This window comes from Epilithonimonas lactis (assembly GCF_900110605.1).
Lineage (GTDB): Bacteria > Bacteroidota > Bacteroidia > Flavobacteriales > Weeksellaceae > Epilithonimonas > Epilithonimonas lactis.
The window spans coordinates 46,099-66,949 of the sequence record NZ_FOFI01000004.1 but is presented as its reverse complement, the minus strand read 5'-3'; the positions used below and the strand labels follow the sequence as shown (position 1 = coordinate 66,949).

General features: G+C 35.7%; 15 protein-coding genes. 4 read left to right on the top strand and 11 right to left on the bottom strand.

Features of this window, described 5'->3' with window-relative positions; all coding sequences use genetic code 11:
• Positions 1–54: 54 nt before the first annotated feature.
• A complete protein-coding gene (locus BMW39_RS14150; RefSeq protein ID WP_034974400.1) occupies positions 55–339 on the top strand; it encodes a DUF3817 domain-containing protein in 285 nt (94 codons plus the stop codon).
• A gap of 58 nt (positions 340–397) precedes the next feature.
• On the opposite strand, the gene BMW39_RS14145 is transcribed toward BMW39_RS14150, so the two are convergent.
• Positions 398–916 (bottom strand): hypothetical protein, encoded by a 519-nt coding sequence (locus BMW39_RS14145; RefSeq protein WP_034974389.1) that lies wholly within the window; start codon positions 914–916, stop codon positions 398–400.
• Between the two features lie 230 nt (positions 917–1,146).
• The gene (locus BMW39_RS14140; RefSeq protein WP_086045762.1) at positions 1,147–4,719 is read right to left on the bottom strand and encodes a T9SS type A sorting domain-containing protein; all 3,573 of its coding nucleotides are present in this window, start codon (positions 4,717–4,719) and stop codon (positions 1,147–1,149) included.
• Between the two features lie 140 nt (positions 4,720–4,859).
• Here BMW39_RS14140 and BMW39_RS14135 point away from each other — a divergent pair, with 140 nt between their 5' ends.
• A complete protein-coding gene (locus BMW39_RS14135; protein ID WP_051879870.1) occupies positions 4,860–6,836 on the top strand; it encodes a PAS domain-containing sensor histidine kinase in 1,977 nt (658 codons plus the stop codon).
• Positions 6,837–6,886: 50 nt separating this feature from the next.
• On the opposite strand, the gene BMW39_RS14130 is transcribed toward BMW39_RS14135, so the two are convergent.
• Positions 6,887–7,402, bottom strand: coding sequence for a hypothetical protein (locus BMW39_RS14130; RefSeq protein WP_034974387.1), 516 nt, complete (start codon positions 7,400–7,402; stop codon positions 6,887–6,889).
• A gap of 304 nt (positions 7,403–7,706) precedes the next feature.
• On the opposite strand from BMW39_RS14130, the gene BMW39_RS14125 reads away from it, so the two are divergent.
• Positions 7,707–8,156, top strand: coding sequence for a ferritin-like domain-containing protein (locus BMW39_RS14125; protein ID WP_034974386.1), 450 nt, complete (start codon positions 7,707–7,709; stop codon positions 8,154–8,156).
• A 101-nt stretch (positions 8,157–8,257) separates the two neighbouring features.
• Here the strand turns inward: BMW39_RS14125 and BMW39_RS14120 are convergent, their stop codons facing one another.
• Positions 8,258–8,842: a hypothetical protein gene (locus tag BMW39_RS14120; protein WP_034974385.1), complete on the bottom strand. Its 585-nt coding sequence runs from the start codon at positions 8,840–8,842 to the stop codon at positions 8,258–8,260.
• A gap of 177 nt (positions 8,843–9,019) precedes the next feature.
• On the opposite strand from BMW39_RS14120, the gene BMW39_RS14115 reads away from it, so the two are divergent.
• A complete protein-coding gene (locus BMW39_RS14115) occupies positions 9,020–9,379 on the top strand; it encodes a response regulator transcription factor (RefSeq protein ID WP_034974384.1) in 360 nt (119 codons plus the stop codon).
• A gap of 100 nt (positions 9,380–9,479) precedes the next feature.
• Here BMW39_RS14115 and BMW39_RS14110 read toward each other — a convergent pair whose 3' ends face one another.
• The 7 genes from BMW39_RS14110 to BMW39_RS14080 form a co-directional block, all read right to left on the bottom strand.
• Entirely contained in the window at positions 9,480–9,824 is a 345-nt protein-coding gene (locus BMW39_RS14110) for a helix-turn-helix transcriptional regulator (RefSeq protein ID WP_034974383.1), read from the bottom strand.
• A gap of 196 nt (positions 9,825–10,020) precedes the next feature.
• Entirely contained in the window at positions 10,021–11,247 is a 1,227-nt protein-coding gene (locus tag BMW39_RS14105; protein WP_034974382.1) for an McrC family protein, read from the bottom strand.
• A gap of 1 nt (position 11,248) precedes the next feature.
• Entirely contained in the window at positions 11,249–12,763 is a 1,515-nt protein-coding gene (locus tag BMW39_RS14100) for an McrB family protein (protein WP_051879869.1), read from the bottom strand.
• Positions 12,764–12,910: 147 nt separating this feature from the next.
• Positions 12,911–13,492: a hypothetical protein gene (locus tag BMW39_RS14095; RefSeq protein ID WP_034974381.1), complete on the bottom strand. Its 582-nt coding sequence runs from the start codon at positions 13,490–13,492 to the stop codon at positions 12,911–12,913.
• Between the two features lie 2 nt (positions 13,493–13,494).
• Positions 13,495–16,638 carry a type I restriction endonuclease subunit R gene (locus tag BMW39_RS14090; RefSeq protein WP_034974379.1) on the bottom strand — a complete coding sequence of 1,048 codons (3,144 nt, stop codon included), beginning with the start codon at positions 16,636–16,638 and terminating at the stop codon, positions 13,495–13,497.
• 8 nt (positions 16,639–16,646) lie between these two features.
• Positions 16,647–18,356, bottom strand: a complete 1,710-nt coding sequence (locus BMW39_RS14085) for a DUF262 domain-containing protein (protein WP_034974377.1) — start codon at positions 18,354–18,356, stop codon at positions 16,647–16,649.
• A 27-nt stretch (positions 18,357–18,383) separates the two neighbouring features.
• On the bottom strand, positions 18,384–20,819 hold the full coding sequence (locus tag BMW39_RS14080) for an AAA family ATPase (RefSeq protein WP_034974376.1): 2,436 nt from the start codon (positions 20,817–20,819) through the stop codon (positions 18,384–18,386).
• Between the last annotated feature and the right edge of the window lie 32 nt (positions 20,820–20,851).

Below are 20,851 nucleotides of genomic sequence, written 5' to 3'. Positions count from 1 at the left end.
ATCAATTATTATTGTTCTCAGATTATAAAATTACAGAATTTCTAAATCAACAAAATGATCAACCTTTACAGAAAAACAGCTTTGATAGAAGGTGTTTCTTATCTGATCCTGCTCTTCATCGCCATGCCAATGAAATACTTTTTCGACATTCCGGAGGCTGTGAAATATTTTGGTTGGATCCACGGCATCTTATTCCTCGTATTTTTTGTCTTTCTGATATTGGCGTGGATCAAATATCGCTGGAGCATTTTTCGTATTGCGCTTTATCTAATTGCCTCGGTCCTTCCCTTCGTTCCTTTTATTCTGGACAAGAAGTTAGAAAAAGAATATCCACAGTAAAACATTACATCATCCCATTTTTTTGTCTAATGTTTTGATGAGACGTTTTTGTGATGAGTTACAATCCATTTGCTTTGTCGAATTGGTCTAAGGCAAGACTTAAAAGATGCTCTTTCTCGTAGACTTTCTCGTACAGAGATTTTTTCTGTTTCGCTAATTCAATAAGTTGATCTTGAGCCAACTTCAGATCTATATCGTTTGATTGACCGATGATTTCCTGCTGCTCTATTTCCTTTCGTTCAAAGAAGTGAAGGTCTTTCAAAGCTCGATAATAATCTATTGCTGAAATTTGAAGTGTTTCCCCTTCTGGAATGCCATCAGTAGAAAGCAATTCAATACTGTCGATAAGCTTGTCAAATTCAGTGGCCTGCTGATCAATAGCCGCCGAGGCACCTTTGAAATCACCTTTTGCCAAAAAGTTCATTTTTTTGTTTCCAGTTCCATCTTTTCCAAGAATGATGCGAAATGCTACGCGTTCCTTTTGGATAATGCTTTCCCTAAATTCAGCGGTCTTAGGAGACTTACAGGAATTCAGGACTACAAATAAAAATGCCAGTAGAAAAATTCTCAACTTCATAGCGATATTGTTTTATGATTGTCAAAATTAAATTATGGAAATCATTCGACATGGAATATTAAATAAGGATTTATTGTCTTCAATATATAGCTAAACTTTTTTTTATCAAAGAAGTAGGCAAACGATTTTTACCTTTCAAAATAAATAGAGACGCATAACTATTACACGTCTCTATTTTAAATTTATAAAATAATTTCGGAAATTGAAAAATTAACCACTTCCTCATCAGCTTATTTTTTGATCACCTTAAAAGCTTTCGGAGAATCTTCGATGGTCAACATGTAAACGCCACTAGGCAAATTCGCAATATTAATGCTACCATTACTGAAGCGGCCTTGTTTTACAATTCCTCCTGCTGCGTTGAAGATCACAAATGCAGAATCACGCCCAATGTTGTTTTTTGAAACAAGGTTCATAACATCTTTTACAGGATTCGGATAAATTTGAAGATCAGCATTGTTTTGATCCTTTATTGTGATCACCGTATTAAGCGTTGTTTCTTCTGAATTTTCTGTATAAGGCAGATCCGCCATATATCTTTCTGTATCCTTTACACATCTTACGCCCATCGCAGCTTGCGGATAAAATCCGGTTCCTGATGCCAATTTTCCTCCAAATCCAGATGTACTGCTGATATTGAGCCCGATTGCATATCCCGTGTAGAAATCAGCAGGCGAACTCGTCCAAAGTCCGGTCTGATATCTGTAATTGTCGGCATTTGGATAGTCGCTTCTGGCATTTTTCCAGTCGTTCCCACCCAGAATTCCACGTATTCCTGTCGTTGGAATATTACCAATATCATATTTCGATCCAGGAAAACTGAAAACCCATCCGGACCTACTGGTAGGCGCTGTAGTCTCTGTTGTGATGGAAAGTGTGTAGCCTGGATATTGTCTCGCATTTACAGCATTGTTCACAGAGCTTCCCGTGAGATCTGCAATTGTGCTTTGAACGATACCGTAATTAGCAAAAGTCCCGGAAGTATTGTAACCATTATAGAACCAAGGTGATGAGCCTTTTGCATACGAACCATTGTTGCCCGCAGCAAAAAGGTTGGCATTCGCAGTATCTGGCACTCTCCAACCTCCCGGGCAAGGGTCATAAACTGATTTTTCTGTGGCATGTCCCCATCTGTCTTGCGCCAGTCCATTTTCATCGGATATCCAATCTTTTACCTGTTGTGATTTGATGAAAAGAGTTCCGGCATCTTCCATTCCTAGCTCATTGCCAGTTTTGGATCTGAATAGGAATTGCATTGGATTCTCAGTGCTATATTTTATGACTTTTCTAATCTTTTCGTTCTTAGGATCTGAATTAGCGATTCCTGCAGCTGACCTGTAAACGTTCCACTCTCTTGAATATCCGGTATTATCTGTGGAAGAAAAGAGTGCGTCAGTAACAGGATTTGACACACCTAAAATAACATTGTTATTAGCATCTATACCAATCTGTCTATAAACATTATAAGTCGCAGCCACTTGCACACTATTCGCGTGAGCAGAGATGTATTGGGTTCCACCAGGATTGTGGAATGTTGGCAAAGGATCTTTCCTTCCCCATTGATAATGAAGACCTCCAGACTGTTGGATTTGAGTTTTGGACTTCAATTCTGTCGCAAGATCTGGTCTCAACAATTCAGATGGCAACTCATGCAAAGCGCCGAGATTCCTATCCATAAAAGTAGTTGTAAGAGGTGTTCCTCCTTTTGCAGGATGTACAATCTGCTCGTTCGTAGTTGGGATGATTCCGCCATTCTCAATAGATTCGGTGGTATAGGTAATTTGATTTTCCTCAGACAGCGGATTTGTAACCGGCGCCCAAATGTGCCAGCTCCACAAAACCTTATCAGGATTTGTCACTCCCCAAACACCGCTATTACCCTTATGGAAGGCTACTACAGCATTCCCTTTTTTCTTCGCAGCGATTGTCACCTTCATTTGCTGATTTGGATAGGTCCCAACAATTTGAATTTTTTTGATCAAACTTTGGTTATCGGTCCATACCACACTTCCCGTTTCGACATTTCCCGAAGGAAGTTGATTATTTTCAGAAAGGTAGAGTTTGTGCATAGCATAAGCTTTTTTAAGACTGATGACCAACTCTCTGTCTTGTGACAGATTATCATTTTCATCACCTGTCATGACCACAAAACTATTAGACTCCTTTGTCCATGCTTTATAATCTGTTGCGTCAACATCTGTGGACAAAACATATTCCGTGTTGTAAAATTCAGGTAATTGTGCCATGTTTGGGTCTTTCATACATCTTACCGCTCCCAAACCATTTGTTTTGAAGGTTTGATTGACGTAGATCCCGTTCCAACCGGTGGTGGAAACGTCTGCTCTTGTAGGATCATTGCGGATAATGGTACCTCTCGCACCACCGATGCCGTAAGTGGCATTAAGCAAAATGCCATCAGAGGCTTGATCTTGATAAACAACTTGTGCAGGATTTCCACCATTTGCAGCATAAAAGATATAATTTCCCGTGGTTGGCATCAATCCTATTTTTCTATTATCAGTTCTATTGAAGTCTATTCCTCTGCCAGGATAAACTTTCACACCGATCAGCGCCGCATTGATGGAATTAGGCAAAACCTGACTGTAAGCGACATTCGTGTCATCATTGAATCCACTGTTTTTTCTTCCTAATGGATTGAGGTTGTTATTGACAGTAGTTCTTCCATAGTGAGAAGGAACTCGCCACCCATTTGGGCAAGGATCATATTCAGATTTTATCTCATACGACTTACTATCCACCGCTAATGAAATGATATTACTCGATGCATTGCTATGAAGACCTTTTCTGTTGTCAGACCATAGATCCCAAGTTTCTATTAGATCCGCATTGGAATTGTTGCTTTTATATTGCTGGTTGGAAAACCAAGTTCCATCGTTTGTACCATGCGTAATGATGTCAATCGGATTATTGATGGAATATCTGATATTTCCATTAATGTTATTCGTACCAGTATCATTTCCTCTTTGTTTTACAGATATTGGAGCGGACTGCAAAGTTGCATAGGCATGTCTTCTGCTTCCGACATCGCCAGTCACTTCATAGAATGAGCCGTCTTTGTATTCCAATGGCGGTACTGGATCTTTCCTTCCCCATTGGTACATCATGCCTCCAGACTTGTGCCAGTCGTGACCAAGAAAGCTGGCGTTGGTTGCGCCAAGATTCCGATCCATATATTTTGGCGTGAAAGTCTGGTTCTGAATATCAGTTTCAAAACCTTGTCCATAAAGTGCGCCGTCCTCAGGATTGTCCGTCACCCAAACATGCCAGGTCCAATAGATCACGCCATCGACCTCGAATGCGATGCTGGCATTACCTTCACCTTTGGTTTTATCAATTATAATTTTAATTTTGGCGCTCTCACCTGCTCCCTCAATAGAAGTGGAACTGATCAAGCCATTCACATCTTCCCAAAACACCGTGGCAGCCTGCTGACCATTTTGATCGATCGGCGTATAGGAACCAGCGTCGTTCTGCATATATCTCCCTTTTTGCCACATTTGATAGGCTTTTGCAATAGGAATGTAAAGTCCGTCAGTTTTCGTACCATCTGGCAAAAGACCATCAACATAAAAGATATAGCTATTGGGAGCATGCGTATGATCTTCGACCAACTGTTGATAATTATTTTTATCACTGGGGGTCATCATCTCTTCTGTTCTCAAAGTTAAGTTAGCATCATTTATGTTCGATGAGGAATCATTGGATGCTACTTTTGAGACCGTGTTTTGTCCATATAATAACACAGTACAGAAAAACAAGGATAAACTATATATCTTAAGCATTTTACTTTATTTAACAAACATATTACAATTAACATGCTAATATATCAACAATAAAACATTATCTATAATAATATTAATAAAATTTTACATTAACTCTTTTGTAAGCATTAAAAAGACTTTTCCATATCTTTGTCACATCTATGATTACCAGAGAAAATTTGTCCGATAAAGAGTTCAGTCAGGAGATGATCATCCAGGCACTTGTCGCATCTCCTGCACCAACAGCGATATATTCCGGGGAAGATGTGATCATCCGTTTTGCTAACGAAGGCATGCTGGCCCTCTGGGGCAAAGATGAATCCGTGATTGGAAAACCATTGCTGGAGGCAATTCCCGAATTGGAAGGACAGCCCTTTCTAGAATTGTTGCAGGAAGTTTGGCGTTCTGGCAAAACTTATTCTGTGTATGAAGCACCTGCAAAATTGATTAAGGACGGCGTGGAAACGCTGGACTATTTCGATTATGAATATAAGGCACTTGTCGACTCTAATAATAAAACATGGTGCATACTCAACACGGCACTTGAGGTGACATCTCGCCGAGAATTCCTGCAACAGATCAAGGAGAAAGAATTAAAGGAAAACGCGCTCAACGAGGAGATGGCCGCAACGCTTGAAGAACTGACATCGACCAACGAAGAACTCAACAGGTCGATGCAGCAACTTGACCAAAGCAGGGAATATATCCGAACGATCATAGAGCAAGCACCAGTTGGAATTGGGATGTTAAAAGGTCCGGACCATATCATCGAGATTGCCAATCCAGCCATTCTTACAATTTGGGGTCGTAATGAATCCGAAGTTATCGGTCGTCCACATGAAAATGCAAGACCAGAGTTGAAAGGCCAACCGGTCAATAAATGGCTGAAAGAAGTCTACCAAAGCGGAAAAGCTAAGATAAATACAGAATTCACGGTCAACTTACGCCACAATGATGGATTGAGAGAAGCCATCGTGAATTCCATATATCAACCAATTTTTGCGGAAAATGGTGAGATCTCGGGTGTTCTTGTCATCATCGAGGAGATCACCGAACAAGTTCTGGCGCGCCGAAAGAATGAAAATGACCAGCAGATGTTGGCCCTAGCCATAGACGCGGGTGAGCTTGCAACTTTCTATTATCAACCCGCAACCAACTTGTTTTCCGGGAATAATCTATTGAAAAGTTGGTTCGGATTGTCGTCGGAAGAAAATCTAGACTTGTCCGTTGCATTGGCGGCCATCTTACCAGAGGATCAGGACCGCGTCACTATAGCTATCACCAATTCGCTTTCCAAAGATTCCGATGGTCACTATTCCATCGAATATAGGATCCAGAATAAAATAGACAAAAAGATCCGTCTACTACAGGCCAGCGGAAGGGTTTTCTATGATAAAGAAGGCAATCCAATAAGCCTCAATGGTACGCTGCGGGATATCACAAGACAGAAAAAGGAGGAGGAACGAAAGGATGATTTCATGGGAATGGTCAGCCACGAGCTCAAAACACCACTGACGTCGCTGAAGGCATATATCCAGATCTTGCAACGTTTGGAAACCAGCGGGCAAGACTCCAAACAGCAAAACATATTGGAAAAATGTTTGAAGCAGGCGGATTACATGAATAGCATGATCAACGGTTTTCTGAATGTATCAAGACTTGACTCTGGACAATTGCACATCGAAAAAAGAGCTTTTGACTTTCAGACGCTATTCTCAGAGATCGAGGACGAAGTACTTTCAGCCAACGATACGCGTCATTTTATCTTTAAAGCAGCTGGACAAACTCAGATTCACGCGGATCGCGAAAAGATATCGCAAGTCCTTCATAATCTCATCGGAAATGCAATCAAATATTCGCCACCTGGGACCATGATCACAGTAGAATATCTTAAAGTTGATGAAAGCACTTTGAAGATCAATGTTCATGACCAAGGAATAGGCATATCCGAAAATGACCAACATCGCATCTTCGACCGTTATTACAGGGTGAAGGATATGAAAAGTAGGTCTATCTCCGGATTTGGCATTGGACTTTATCTTTCTAAAGAAATTATTGAACTTCATAACGGTACCATCCAGGTGAATAGTTCCAAAGAAGAAGGAACCACGTTCTCAGTGATCATTCCGATTGATTAACTAAATAGAATAATAATCAAAGGCGGAAAATAAAATATTTCATTATAAATTTATCGATCAAAGAAAGAACCTTTTCCAGTCAAAAATTCAATGGTGGAATCACTGCGGTTGGTACCGATCAATTTGTCGTTTTTAATTTTAAATGATTTAAAATCTTCTAAGCCATCAATCAATATCTGATTGCCATTGATTTGATAAGTATAGTTTTTTTCATTAATAATGCGAAGGCTAGAGGCCACTCGTAGATTCGTTACTGTCACATGGTCATGATCAAACTTTAATTGCAAGAGCATATAAACATAGTATGCGCCATTGCTGGTCAATGCGCACGACTGGCTCAACTGCCCAACATAGGTTTTACCTTCTACTCTATTTTTCGGAGAATTTTGGATTTCTTTTTTTGGTAAATTTTTAAGACTTGTTTGGACAGCATCTACCTTTTGTACGGTTGTGGCCGTATCGCTCACTTTTTTAATGACTTTTTGTTTTCCAGCTTCGCCGCATGAAAAAACAAACAGAACAGAGATAATAAGCTGTACTTTTATTCTTAATAGAGAATTGTTCATAAGCAATATTAATTTTAGTTTAAATTACTATTCATCAGCCACTTATTCCAAACACCATTAGTTAGATTATAAAAGATTCAAATCATCTTTCGTACCATTTCAACTATCACTCGCTGTTACAACAAAATGATAGATTGTAATATTTTTTAATCAGATTTTAAAGTTACTATTAATTTTTTGCTAGCCTAATAGGTTCAAGCATTATAAAATCGACCGAAAAGCATAATGTTTTCACAAATAGGATTCTGGACGTAGCGCAGGCATCAATCTTGTAAAATATTCAGTACACTAAATCATTATCATTATGAACAACGACAAAACAATTTCAGTACTCAATGACCTGCTGAATATCACAAATGACAGAATTGCAGGATTTGCCAAAGTTGCAGACAAAGTATGGGATAACTATTCCGAACTAAGACCAGCCTACGACGATATGGTTGCCGAAAGTTGGGATATGAAGCAAGACCTGATTGATCTCATCACAGCCAAAGGTGGTGATCCTGACAACACGACGAGTGTTTCAGGCGCGTTCCACAGAGCTTGGATCGACGTGAAGAATACCTTCACAAAAGACAAAGATGAATCAACATTGGAGAATGTGGTGTTCGGAGAAAAGGCAGCAATAGACGCTTACGACAATGCGTTGGAAAGTGGCGATTTATGCCCAGAAAGTACGACGCTGGTTTTGGATCAGCTTCATCATCTGAAAGCTTCATATGCAAAATTTGAAACTTTGGAAAGCATCAGCTAGGCATTTTAATTAGCATTAAAATCAAGAAAGGAGATAAAATAATCAATTATTCTATCTCCTTTTTTTGTATTTAAGTTTGCTGTGATGTTACCATCTAAAACTTATGGAATGCTTTTTTGATTCCCTCGATTCTCAAATTTCTTTTTCAAAAACAAGACAACCTTTCGGAATGCATGGAAGATTAGCAAACCCAATAGCCAGCCGCAAAAAATACCAACCAACAAACCAGCAAACAAAGCAACTTCTACGGTCCACCAATCATTCGCCGAGTTGAGCACCCAAAAGAAAATGACAGAGATCACCGACGTTCCCAAAGAGCATAATAGGATGAAAAATGTTTTAAAACCTTTGCTGGCCGATCTCTGTTGAAATCCTACGAGAACAGAAGCAGAGATCAATCCGCCGCTGATCAGGAAAAACAAAATTGTGGAGACGATGATCACAACCGCGACCCCAATAATTAAAGCAAAAAATGCAAATGCAGCGCCCATTAAAAGTACTGTGGTCATCAACTCATCTTCATCGTGGTTGAAATCGATAGCGCAGAAAGAAAGAGCAGAAAGTCCATTTAAAATCTTTAAAATATACTGTAAGATAAAAAGCTGTGTCATATCTAAAAATTGAAAAATATTATTATTCATCATTTGCTTGGATTTTAAGGCAGAAGACTTTTTAATTCTTCTCATTCAAATATATTTAAAATAACAGTACCTTTTCATTTGTCGTTCGTCATTCGTGTTTTTTTTTTTGGTTTTAAACAATCAGGGAATTTTCTAAATGACTTTTTAAGACATTAAAACAAAATAAGTTGCATAAAATCACTTTAAAGAGAATTAGTGGTTCTTTAATTGCTAAGTCTAAGTATGAGAAAAATTATTTTGGTAGAAGACGATCAGGCCATTAGAGAGTTTTTGGTGATCTTCTTAGAATCGGAAAATTATGCGGTCAGTTCATTTTCGACGGTCAATGGATTTTTAAATCGCAACCAGAATGATATTCCCGACCTATATCTATTCGATGTCATGCTGCCGGATGGCTCTGGCATCAATCTTTGTAGAGACATCAAAAGTAGTACGCCCAATCTTGGGATTCCCGTGATCATCATGAGTGCCCATGCTCATCTTGACCAAATGAAAAATCTCTGTGATCCTGATGATTTCATATCAAAACCTTTTGATATCGATATGATGCTTGATAGGATCAGATTGGCAATTCCAGTCTAATTTATTTTCGATCTCTAGAATTTTTTAATCTTTTGATCAATCTAATGAAACAATGGCTTCTGCTTGCAATTAATAGCATTCCTTAAAATAAATACTGTTCTCAGAGATTTTTAAACCAAAGGTCAAAACTCTCATCGGTCGGAACATTGAGTTTGTTTCTTAGATTTTGTCTGCGATTTCTCACCGTGTGCACAGATTTGAAAGTGTACAGAGCCACATCTTTTGGCGTAAATCCGAGAAAGAAGTAAGCGCATAAGGTCAGCTCCGTCACCCTGAGTTGAGGATCTATTTGTAGAATTTTTGTTACCACATGAGGATACACTTCTTTGAAACGGGTAAAAAACTCCGGGCTGTTGTCTTTTGCCAATTGCACCACTTCTTCGAAAGATTCATTTACTTTTTGCTTTAGATTCTGGTTTTCTTCGTCCTTTTGAGAAAGCAACATTTCTTTTTCTATGAGAAGTTCTCGATTTTTATCAGAAGTTATTTTTCTTTTTCAAAAATAACTACTACTGATAATGAATTAGTTATGATTTAATGGTACAAATAAGGTATTAATAAAAGACCGTGAACATCTTCTGCTTTTCAAATAACTATTGTTCAACCCCAAAAAAACTTACTAACCTTCAATTTTTTTCATTCTAAACTAAATTAAGTATACTTTGTGCAATATTAGAATCCAAATCCCCTAATTTATTGATAACTGTAATTTTACCTAAAGAACATGAATGTATTTTATCATCAAACAAAACGAAAGATTCATTATTTAACTCAGCATTTTGAGAAGGATATAAAAGTAAAGATCTTGAAGAATCCCAATAGTCGTTATAAACATACATCTGCCTTAGATCTTGTGTTGATGGTTTTGAATTGTCTATATTTTTCCACTTCGTATCAATAATCAAAACAACCTTACTATTTTTTTTCAAAATAATGTCTGGACGAATGGTAATGCTGTTCCAGAAAGGTTTAGAATTTTGACCGTAAACTGTAATATCATTATCCTGACAAGCTTGTTTTAATCTTACCAAAACATATTCCTCCCATAGACTGTTCATATCAAAAAGCAAAGCCAACATTTTTTCTGAACCACTTGAAATATTCGGAGCATAGTTGAGAATAATCAGTCTGGCAATCGCTAACGCATTTTCATAAGGTGCCGTCTTTCTCGATTTGGGAACTTTCGTAAAAGTATTTTCATTGGCTTTGATGGATTTTACTTCAGGAAAATCCAGCTGTACCGTTTTACATTTGCTGTAGAGATAATTCCCTTTAGATAAGGTGGATATAATTTCCAAAGCCTGTCCCAGAATCTGATGAATCAAGTGGTCTTTGTCATAAACTTGATGCGTGGTGTAGAATCTTTCTTTGTGAACAAGATTTTTTTGAATATGTCCCGCAAACTCCAATTTTCCTTTCAACGCTTTTACGTTTCCAGTTTCTTTGTAATATTGTTTGATTAAACCTTGATGAATTAGCAATTGCACTTCATTCAGAAACCATTCGAAATAAATATCGAGGAGATGGATGGATTGTTTGGTGACATTTGCCTGACCAACCTGTTGAATTTTCAGTTTTTTGGTCACACGCAACATTTCTATCAGAACTTTCTGCCACTTTGTTTTATTGTCCTTATTTTCATTTTCATAACGGTCAATCTTCGGCAGAATTTCTATCGTAAGATTATCCACTTGAATGACTCCTACAAATTGCTTAAACACTACTCCATTATGTTTTAAATCAAAATATTGATAATCGTGTAAAGCGTTGAGCTTCGACAACGCTACGAAATGACGTTGCTCAAAACCTCCTTTCTCAATGGGTAAAAAGCTATGTTCGAAAACTTGTATTGTGTCTTTTTTAAGCATCTTAAGCAAGTAACAAGTCTAAAGCATTTTCAAAATCTATTTCCTCGAAAGGAATCAATTCGTATGATTTGATGACTTCAATTTCATTTCTTGTATCAAAATCAGCAAATATTGTTTGATGGTTAACTTTCGAAATTTCTTTCTCTCTTACAAAACCTCTTCCTAAAATCAATCCGATTTTACCACAGTCATTGTAGAAATATTCCTGCAACAGAGGAATAATCTCATTTTTAAAAGAAGTCTTAAAATCATTTTTAATAAAATAAGAATGTCCCAAAGTATAATTTCTGTCCAACAGCAATTCAATTCTCTGATTGATTTTTTTCATAATCGCAACTCTCTGATGATCTGTAAAATCACCTTCTTCAACAATACTTGAATCCGGCATCATTTCTACAAAACTGAATCTGCGTCGCAATGCTGTATCCAATGCTTCCACACTTCGGTCTGCTGTATTCATTGTGCCAATAATGTAAAGGTTTGAAGGAACACCGAATTTCTTTTTGCTGTAAGGAAGTGTAACCTGTAATTCTTCTGAATTTCCTAATCGCTTACTTTCTTCAATTAATGTAATGAGTTCGCCGAATATTTGTGAGACATTTCCGCGATTTATTTCGTCAATGATTAAAACGTAATTCCTTTCTTTGCTCGCATTTTGTTTTTTGTCGTTATTTTCTCTGTAGTCAGATAACTGTAAATTTGCCTTCATATAATTGACAACATCTTCCATATCTTTCTGAAAAGCACCAGAAGGTCTTGCTTGCTTATTCTGATAAGTGTCCAGAATATTTTGCTTTGTTATTGTAAAAGTATATTGAGATGGAGAATTTAATGATGAATATTTTAGGGATTCCTTTGTTGAAAGTCCATACTCCCACGATCCAATTTTAACAAGTTTATCGTCAGCTATATTTTCTTTAACTACCTCGATAAGTTTTCCCCAACTATCTTCAAAATTATCAACAACTGTAATTTCGTTTACCTGTGAAGCCGTTTTACAAATTTCTTTGAAGATTCCATCTTGAATTTCATAATTTACTTCACCCTCATCTTCTGTCATAACTGGTTTTATTCCTTCAATAAAATCTTCATAAGACATACTTTGATGAAAAGTGGTAAACACAATTTGTTCCGCTTCTACCAATCGGTCATATTCTTTCTTTAAGATTTCCCTATGTTCATTTAAATTAAACTCAGGATTGGCAATGCTGATAGCTTTATTAATGGTGTTAAATGTTTTTCCGGTTCCTGGTGGACCGTAAAGTATTTGATTAAGCGGCTTATTTTGCATTGTACTTTTTATTTTTTCTTCTTCAATACTTTTTTCTTTGGAATAAAAATCTCTAACTATTTGTCCAAATTTTTCTTCTATCTTAGTAATTCCACTTTCCAGTTTGGGAAATAATTCTGCATCATTGAAATCCATATTTTTTTTCAATGCTAAGCTCAATTCCTCTCCGTGTTCGCTATTCCAAAATAAATCATCATCTAACAAATAATTGAGATTTTTTTTCATTTCTTTTTTTAATCTCTTATCAAAATGAAGTTCTATCCAAATTTTTTCAGGATATTTATCTCTAGTTATTAATTCATAGTGACAAAAACTACTTTGTCCAATTATTCTCTCTGCATCTGAAATCCATACATATTTTTGATAAATCTTTTAAATTTCAAAATTATTTAATTTTGAATCCTCACTTTTAATATACTCCTTAAAATCAATTATTATCTGTTGAAACTTTGAATAGCTTTCTATAGGATCCATTAAATATTTGTCTAATAATTCGCTCTTTGTTGCAATGTTAAAAAGCTCTGGCATATGATGTTTTCGATATTGAGATCTTTGCTGGCTTGGCAGATATTCTTTACAGCTTTTTAACCAATATTTTGTAATCAAATCTCTATTTTCAACCACTTCATCGAAAGAGAAAGTTACAAGAAATGCAGCAGGCTCGTATTTTTCGAAAGATTCCTTTTTTGTAATAGTAATATTTTCAAAATTTTTCCAATCCTCTTGATCAATCATAAAACCGAACTCATATCCACCATTAATGTAAAGAATCATACGACTATTTAAATTAACAGAAAACCTCTTTCTATTATCATTCCTTACATTTAAGACGAATCTTTCATCAGTTTCAGAGATAACATTGTTTTTAATAAATTGATTGATTAAAGCAAAAAATAATTTAATTGCTTCGGGGTGCGCAATAGAATCAATGCGTTTCTTAATATCTAAATTCATATTTACCTATTCCTCTTAAAATTCTCCGCCTGCTCCAGCACATTCTTATAAACCTCATCCTGCGTAATCGGTGGATAACCGAACTGATGAAGCTTGACGATAATTTCCATTTTCAACTGAGCTTTGATATCATCTCTATCGCTCCAGTCCGGAAATTTGGCGGTGTCGTCTACTATCTTTTTGATTTCTCTGGCTAGTTCCAGCATTTTGTCTTTGTCAAATTCAAAACCGTATTGCTTACAGATCATATCCAGAATATCGTAGAAAGCTTTCTCTTCGTAGTTAATGCCGAGATCTTCAAACGATGCCATTTCGGTACGAAGTTTTAAGATCAGGTCGAGAATCTGTTCCGAAGTATCAGCTTGGATGCCGTCGTAATCCAGCAGGTCGGCTTCACTTCGCTCGTTGTAGCTGTTGATGATTTTTTGAAGCCTTTCAGAAAACTCAATGCCTTTTACCTTGTTTACTTTTTTAAAATCAGAGATGGCTTGTTTCAGCAGTCTCTCAAGGATTTTGATTTTTGTATTCGGCAGTTCCAGGGCATCTATTTTCTCCAAAAACTTATCATTAAACAAATCAATTGCATTGGCTTTGTTGTCGTCCAGTTTAAAAATTTCTTCCACACCTTCTGAAACGATGGCATCTTCCACCATTTTGCTCACTTTCGCATTCATCTGTGCGGTATCAGGAGCATCGCCTTTGGTCAGTTTTACAACAATTGATTTAATGGCAAAGTAGAAATGAATCTCATCGGTTTCTTTTTCATTAAAGATTTCAGAACCGCAAGTGAGATTGTAGGCTGCTTTCAGTTTCTTGGTCACATCTACAAAGAACTTTTCAGACTTTTCTGTCATCAACACAACTTCAGAAGCGCGGTTCAGGCAATTTAACTGTTCAATTGGCGAACCTGTAAAATAATCTGTCGTATCGAACTGGTAGAAAAACTGTCGCAAAAGTTCCAGTTGATCTTTTACGATTATCACAGCTTTGTCAATTTCTTCAAAATCATCGGCTGCTGTTGTGTTGTTAAACATTCCCAAAGCGTGGTTCAGGTTTTTCTTGATGCCGATATAATCTACCACCAAACCTTTGTCTTTCCCTTCAAACTTTCTGTTCACTCGGGAAATCGTCTGAATCAAATTATGCGTCTGCAAAGGTTTATCAATGTAAATCGTGTCGAGAAACGGAACATCAAAACCTGTGAGCCACATATCCACCACAATGGCTATTTTGAAGTTGGAGTGCATCTGTTTAAACTGTCTGTCCAGTTCCTTTCGGTCTTCTTTTGTTCCGAGAAGATTCCACAGACTTTCTTCATCATCTTTGCTTCTGGTCATCACCATTTTGATGCGTTCGATGGGTTTTATTTCCTTTTGTTCTTTCTCGCTCAGATGTTCCGCAATGGCTTGCTCATTCCATTCCGGTCTTAGTTTGATGATTTCTTTGAATAATTTATAAGCAATCTCCCGCGAAGCACAGACAAACATCACTTTTCCGGCTACGGTCGCTTTCTCCTCGATTCTTTTTTCATAGTGGCCAATAAAATCCTGTGCAATGGCTTCAATTCTTCCTGGGTCACCCAGAATCACTTCCATTTTGGCAATCGCTTTTTGGCTGGCTTCCACGTGGTATTCCGAAGCGCCTTCTGCAACCGCATTTTGATAATACTGTTCAATTTCCACCACTTTAGAATGGTTTAGATTTACTTTTGCAGCACGACCTTCATAAACTAAACGAACTGTGATTTCATCTACCACAGATTCAAACATCGTGTAAGAATCTACCACCGGACCAAAAACATCCAGTGTTTTATCAATCGGTGTTCCTGTAAATCCTACATACGTTGCGTTGGGAAGCGAATCGTGAAGGTATTTGGCAAAACCATAGGATTTTTTCACGCCGTCTTCATCGATGCGGACTTTCAAATCCAGATTGACCTGCGAACGGTGCGCTTCATCGGAAATACAGATGATATTGGTGCGGTCGCTCAAAATCTCGCTGTCTTCTGCAAATTTCTGAACAGTCGTCAGAAAAACACCACCACTTTCTCTGCCCCGCAATCTTGTGCGAAGATCGGTTCTTGATTCTATATTAATGATGTTTTCATCGCCAATAAAATCTTTGGCGTTGGTAAAATCTCTTGATAACTGATCGTCCAGATCGGTACGGTCAGAAATAATAATGATCGTCGGACTTGCCAATTGCGTAGACCGCATCAACAGTCTGGAAAGGTAAAGCATTGTGTAACTCTTTCCGCAACCTGTAGCTCCAAAATAAGTTCCGCCTTTTCCGTCGCCTTCCGGTTTGCGGTGCTTTTGAATATTGTCAAACAGCTTGTTGGCAGCATAGTACTGCGGATAGCGGCACAGGATTTTTTCTTCTTTTTTAGTCGTATCGGGAAACCAAATGAAGTGATGCAGAATGTCACAAAGCCTTTGCTTGTTCAGCATTCCGTGGACGATGGAGGTGGCGGTATGAATTCCCGTCAGTGCTTTCTTTTCTTCGCCTGTTATTTTATGCCAACCGTAGAAAAAGTCGTAAGGTGCAAATATAGAACCAGCTTTGTTGTTCACGCCGTCGCTGATGATGCAGAACGCATTGTATTTCATCAGTTCTGGAATATCTCTTCGGTAGCGGATACTCAGTTGTTTGTAAGCATCATAAATCGTAACCTCTTCTTCTATCGTTGTTTTAAACTCAAAAACCACCACCGGAATCCCATTGATATACAGAATCAAATCCGGAATCCGTAATTCTTTTCCCTGAATCTCCAGCTGGTTCACAATCTTAAAGCGATTGGTTTTTAAAAGACTGGTTGAATCTATATCGATGTAGCGGATGTGCAAATCTTTTTTAGCCGGATTGTTTCTCTTAAAAATCAGACCGTCTGCCAAGAGTTTGCCAATGTATTTATTGCTGTCATACAGATTGGATGCAGGTTGGTACGCCAATTCATTGATAAGGGTTTCCAGTTCTATCGTTTCCAAATCGGGATAACGTGACAACAGAAAATCACTCAGGTCTTCCCGAATCAAAACCTCCTGATGCGATGCCCGAACTACATCTTTGCCATTCACATACACATAACCTTCTTCTTTCAAAAGATGGATGAATGATTTTTCTAATTGGGATTCGTTGTATTTCATTTTTCTGTCTATATTGCCCAAACTTTTTCTGCTATCTCATAAAGGTCTTTTGCTCTAGTATTTATAGCATTCTCATCCCAGATGCTTAGTGTTAAATACTTGTTCATCGTTTCAAGACCTGACGCGTAGTCCTCTAATCCTTTTTTATCACCTTTTCCTTCTTTTTTTGTTTGCCAATCTGAATCCCGTATTGACGAATTTAAGGACTGCGTGATGATCGTTAAGTTACCGAGTGTCAACAATTTTCGACTCCTTTTGATGGTATCATCTTGGGTTGGTAATATTCCCCAGTTTTTAGACCAGTTTTTTGGCATTAAGTGCTCTAAACTGTATTTGTTAATTCCTAACAAAGCTGTAGAATGCAGATGAGATTTTCGATGCTTAGATTCTAATAAATATAAAATTCCCGCAGACTGTTTATTGATTAAAATTGATTTATTAAAGCCTTCTAAAACTTCTTCATTTGTCGGAATAAACGTAGATGTATCTGTACTTTTTTCAATAAATTCTTTAATACCTTGAACAGTCAGAATCTTGTTACCTATGAATCTTTCCGTAAATAACTGATTATAATTTTTATTCGTTGTATGTGCAACCATCCTTCTCATTATGTATGACTCTAGAAACTGGAATATATCATCTTGTTCTACGGTATTTGATACATTTTTTAAAACATAGAGTACATACGAAATCAATGTGCTGTTATCTAGTCCGAAAATTATAGCATTTAATCTTTCTATATGGTTGCTTGAAGATATCTCTCTATTAATGATTTCGTAATCAAAGTTTTTTGCAAATATTTCCGCATACTCTTTAATTTCATTTAGTAATATATTATTGTTTCCATCGAGATAATTTTTAATGAAGTCTTTATATGATTCAAACAAATGTTCGCCACGAGCATAAGCAATTTTATCTTCAGTTTTTACGCCGAAACTTTTGTCTTGTATCTTGATTTGAAGGAATGCATCAAAAAATAAATCTATAAATGTTCTCTTTACTCGACCAGCTGTTATCTCACGATCCCAATATTTTTTTACATCTTCATCCTTTTCAAAAAGGTTTTTCCAGTACTTTTCGTAAAGTTTAATATCACGGTTGAAAAAATAATTTTTCAAAAGCTCAGCAGTTGTCAATGTTACCCCCAAAGAATTAATTGTGTCAAATATTTGTTGTTCATCTTCATTTGGATCTAAGTCGATTCCAACAAATAATATATTTGCAAGTATTTTTTGAAAATCTAAATTGTCAACATTGATTGACTTTTTAAAATAGCCATAGCATTTAGTAATATTATCTTCTCCAGGCAAATCAACTAAATCATTTACAGACAAAACTTCGGTAAACTTATCTATATCATTATGACTGTGTGATAAGGCTAATTCATCGGTCATTAATCTGAAAGTCCTATCAAACATTGCATTTTTACCACTTTTCAAACACAGAACTTTAAAAAAAATATTTAATGTTGTTAACCTTTGTTGACCATCGATTAAAGTTCGAATATCGCCAACTTTACTTGCTGACGAGGTTTGTTGTTGTTTAAGAATTACGGAACCTAAAAAATAAGGTTTGTTCGTTTTTGAAACTGCTTCCATATCTTCTAAGAGTCTCTCCCATTGTTTTTCACCCCAAACGTAAGCTCTCTGAAAAAAGGGAATTTCTAAAATACGGTTACCGTTAAAAATATCATTGATTGTTTTTTTTGATGCGTCCATTATTGGTTCTTTCTTTTAATTCTTACTTTAATTTAAATTTGGATTTACGGTCACTTGTTCAATCACTTGAGCTATACCTATACTTTCCAAAAGAGCGTTATATTGTTCTTCATCTTTTAGTCTAATAGATGATAAAATAAATTCCGCAACTGTTTTCATTTCAGGCACATCTATTGGTTGCGTACTTCTACCAGAGTTTTCTTCTAAGTGCGAGAATTCATTTGTTATTCTTTCAATTAACAAAACAGTTTGGTTTTCACCAAAAAATTTAATTAATCTTTTATTATTGCTCGAATTACCATCCGAACTATTTAGCTTACTTGGATATTTGTAGAATAAATATACCTCCAAAAATTTTCTCAAATTATTACCAAAATTATAGAATACATCAAGATTTAGATCTGAAACTGTATCGTGTTTAGCACACTTATATATTTGATGAAATAAATAATTGAATTCAGTTACATAATCTTTTAAATACGAAGGCATTAAACTAATATTGCATTTGTTTTCAAATCTATTGACTAAAAAATACTCGCTTTGTGTCTGCCTATCAACTTTTGAAAATTTCAACATTTTTAAATATTTAAAAAATTCCAAATTATGTGTAGAAATAAAAATTTGTTCAAAACGTTTTTTTACAAATAGTTCATTATTTATAAGGCTATAAACGTAAAAAATATGATTTGAGTCTAAACTTGATATAGGATCATCAATCAATATTATGGGTTTTTCACCAGCAGTATGAATATCATCTAATTTAGCCATAAAGTAGCAAAATGAAATAATGCTACATTCCCCTTCGCTCAAGTGATAGGCAATATTACCATCCCGTACTATGTTAAACCTAATCTTTTTATCCGAATCTACTTCTTCTTCAATTGCTTGTAATTCCAAGTTTTGATGACCAAAATAATTTTGTAGATAATCATTTACTTTTCTTGCTCCTTCTTCTTCATTATTCAATTGACGTGATAATTCAATAATTTCTTTCTCTTTTAATTTTATATAATCATCTACTTCTTTTCTTTCTGTTTCTTTACTTGTATATTCTGTTTCTTTACTTGAAATATTTTGTAATTGGGTGCTATATTGAATAGTATTTACAAAACGTTTAACCTCTAAGAGTCTAAGCTCTTTTTTTGCTTCAGAAATTTTTCCTGATAATTCAGTTGAATATGTGTTGTTGCGATTCTTAATATCATCATAAAGTTCTATTGTAGCTGAAAAATCGGTTTGCGAAAAAGTTGTAGTGTAGTCATATATAATTGGAATATGAATTGAAAGTAAACGTTCATCAATTTTAGAAAGTAAGAACTCTAAATCTGCTTTATAATTTAAAATTTGAGTATTAAATGATTCTGAACATTCATTAAGTTCATTATGAAAACTAATATAGAAGAGCTCTTTATTTGCTAATTTAATATTACTAAGAGAATCTATTTCTCTTGCAATTTTTTCTTTAAAAACGTTTAAAGTTTCTTCAAGCTTTTTTGACTCTTCATCAAAATGATTATCTAATTCTGTCCAACGAGATTCTGATATAAGATTACCACAAAACTTACAAGTACAATTTCTATCTTCTGAATGAATATCATATCCTTTTTTAACCCACTCATTTATACTAGAATTTGCTAATAGTTCCGCAATTTTATTATTATCTAATAAAGTTTGTTCTAAAGCTATTTTTATTTCTGGTAACTCACTTTCATAAGCATTTATAAAATTGACAGAGTGTGCAACACTTATTTTTTCTATTTCATTAATCTGCTCAAGATTTGTAGTTTCTTTATTTGCATCAATAGATGTAAATGCTGGTAAAAGAACTTCATTAATTTCGTGTAGTAGTTTCGTTTTATTATAATTGATGTCACCAAACTTTAAATGCTGTTGTTTTATACTATCGGTATTTCCAGTTGCTTTATTTGTCAATTGAGTGTCTAACGTTCTTTTTAACCCTATCAAATCTGTATTATGCGTGCTAGCCAATTCAGACAAATCAGCTAATTCTTTGTATTTTATAGTTTTAGAATCTTCATTACTGTCGCCCAATTCATTTTTAATAGCTTCTATTTGTGCTTCTATTTCGCTATTTTCTCCAAGAATAGCGAATGGTTTAATCTCTGAATCAGGATTAATAATAAAACTTAAATTTTCCTTTATAAAGTCCTCATTAAAACATCTTACGTTTAATGTATTCTCATGAAAATTAGATTGATCAATCGTTGAATTATCAGTTAGTATAATTTCAAATTCTGGATTAAGGTATTTTGGCGATAGTTCTTTGGTTTCTAAAGCTCTAATTATTCTTGACAGAGTAGTTTTTCCGGAATAATTTCTTCCATAAAGAATGTTTTCTTTATTCAATGGGATAATATTATTGCCAGGATTACTTCGAATTGCAACATCCCATTGAAAATTTTTAAATAATCCAAGATTATTAATATTAATTTTCTTGATCATATTTTAGTTTTTATAGTTATCAGTTTTTGTTT

Excerpts from the sequence above, each read along its gene's own strand:
- BMW39_RS14095 (WP_034974381.1), bottom strand. The coding sequence starts at position 13,492 with ATGAATTTAGATATTAAGAAACGCATTGATTCTATTGCGCACCCCGAA.
- BMW39_RS14120 (WP_034974385.1), bottom strand. The coding sequence starts at position 8,842 with ATGAGAAGAATTAAAAAGTCTTCTGCCTTAAAATCCAAGCAAATGATG.
- BMW39_RS14100 (WP_051879869.1), bottom strand. The coding sequence starts at position 12,763 with ATGAAAAAAAATCTCAATTATTTGTTAGATGATGATTTATTTTGGAAT.
- BMW39_RS14130 (WP_034974387.1), bottom strand. The coding sequence starts at position 7,402 with ATGAACAATTCTCTATTAAGAATAAAAGTACAGCTTATTATCTCTGTT.
- BMW39_RS14085 (WP_034974377.1), bottom strand. The coding sequence starts at position 18,356 with ATGGACGCATCAAAAAAAACAATCAATGATATTTTTAACGGTAACCGT.
- BMW39_RS14080 (WP_034974376.1), bottom strand. The coding sequence starts at position 20,819 with ATGATCAAGAAAATTAATATTAATAATCTTGGATTATTTAAAAATTTT.
- BMW39_RS14150 (WP_034974400.1), top strand. The coding sequence starts at position 55 with ATGATCAACCTTTACAGAAAAACAGCTTTGATAGAAGGTGTTTCTTAT.
- BMW39_RS14110 (WP_034974383.1), bottom strand. The coding sequence starts at position 9,824 with ATGTTGCTTTCTCAAAAGGACGAAGAAAACCAGAATCTAAAGCAAAAA.
- BMW39_RS14115 (WP_034974384.1), top strand. The coding sequence starts at position 9,020 with ATGAGAAAAATTATTTTGGTAGAAGACGATCAGGCCATTAGAGAGTTT.
- BMW39_RS14105 (WP_034974382.1), bottom strand. The coding sequence starts at position 11,247 with ATGCTTAAAAAAGACACAATACAAGTTTTCGAACATAGCTTTTTACCC.
- BMW39_RS14140 (WP_086045762.1), bottom strand. The coding sequence starts at position 4,719 with ATGCTTAAGATATATAGTTTATCCTTGTTTTTCTGTACTGTGTTATTA.
- BMW39_RS14125 (WP_034974386.1), top strand. The coding sequence starts at position 7,707 with ATGAACAACGACAAAACAATTTCAGTACTCAATGACCTGCTGAATATC.
- BMW39_RS14135 (WP_051879870.1), top strand. The coding sequence starts at position 4,860 with ATGATTACCAGAGAAAATTTGTCCGATAAAGAGTTCAGTCAGGAGATG.
- BMW39_RS14090 (WP_034974379.1), bottom strand. The coding sequence starts at position 16,638 with ATGAAATACAACGAATCCCAATTAGAAAAATCATTCATCCATCTTTTG.
- BMW39_RS14145 (WP_034974389.1), bottom strand. The coding sequence starts at position 916 with ATGAAGTTGAGAATTTTTCTACTGGCATTTTTATTTGTAGTCCTGAAT.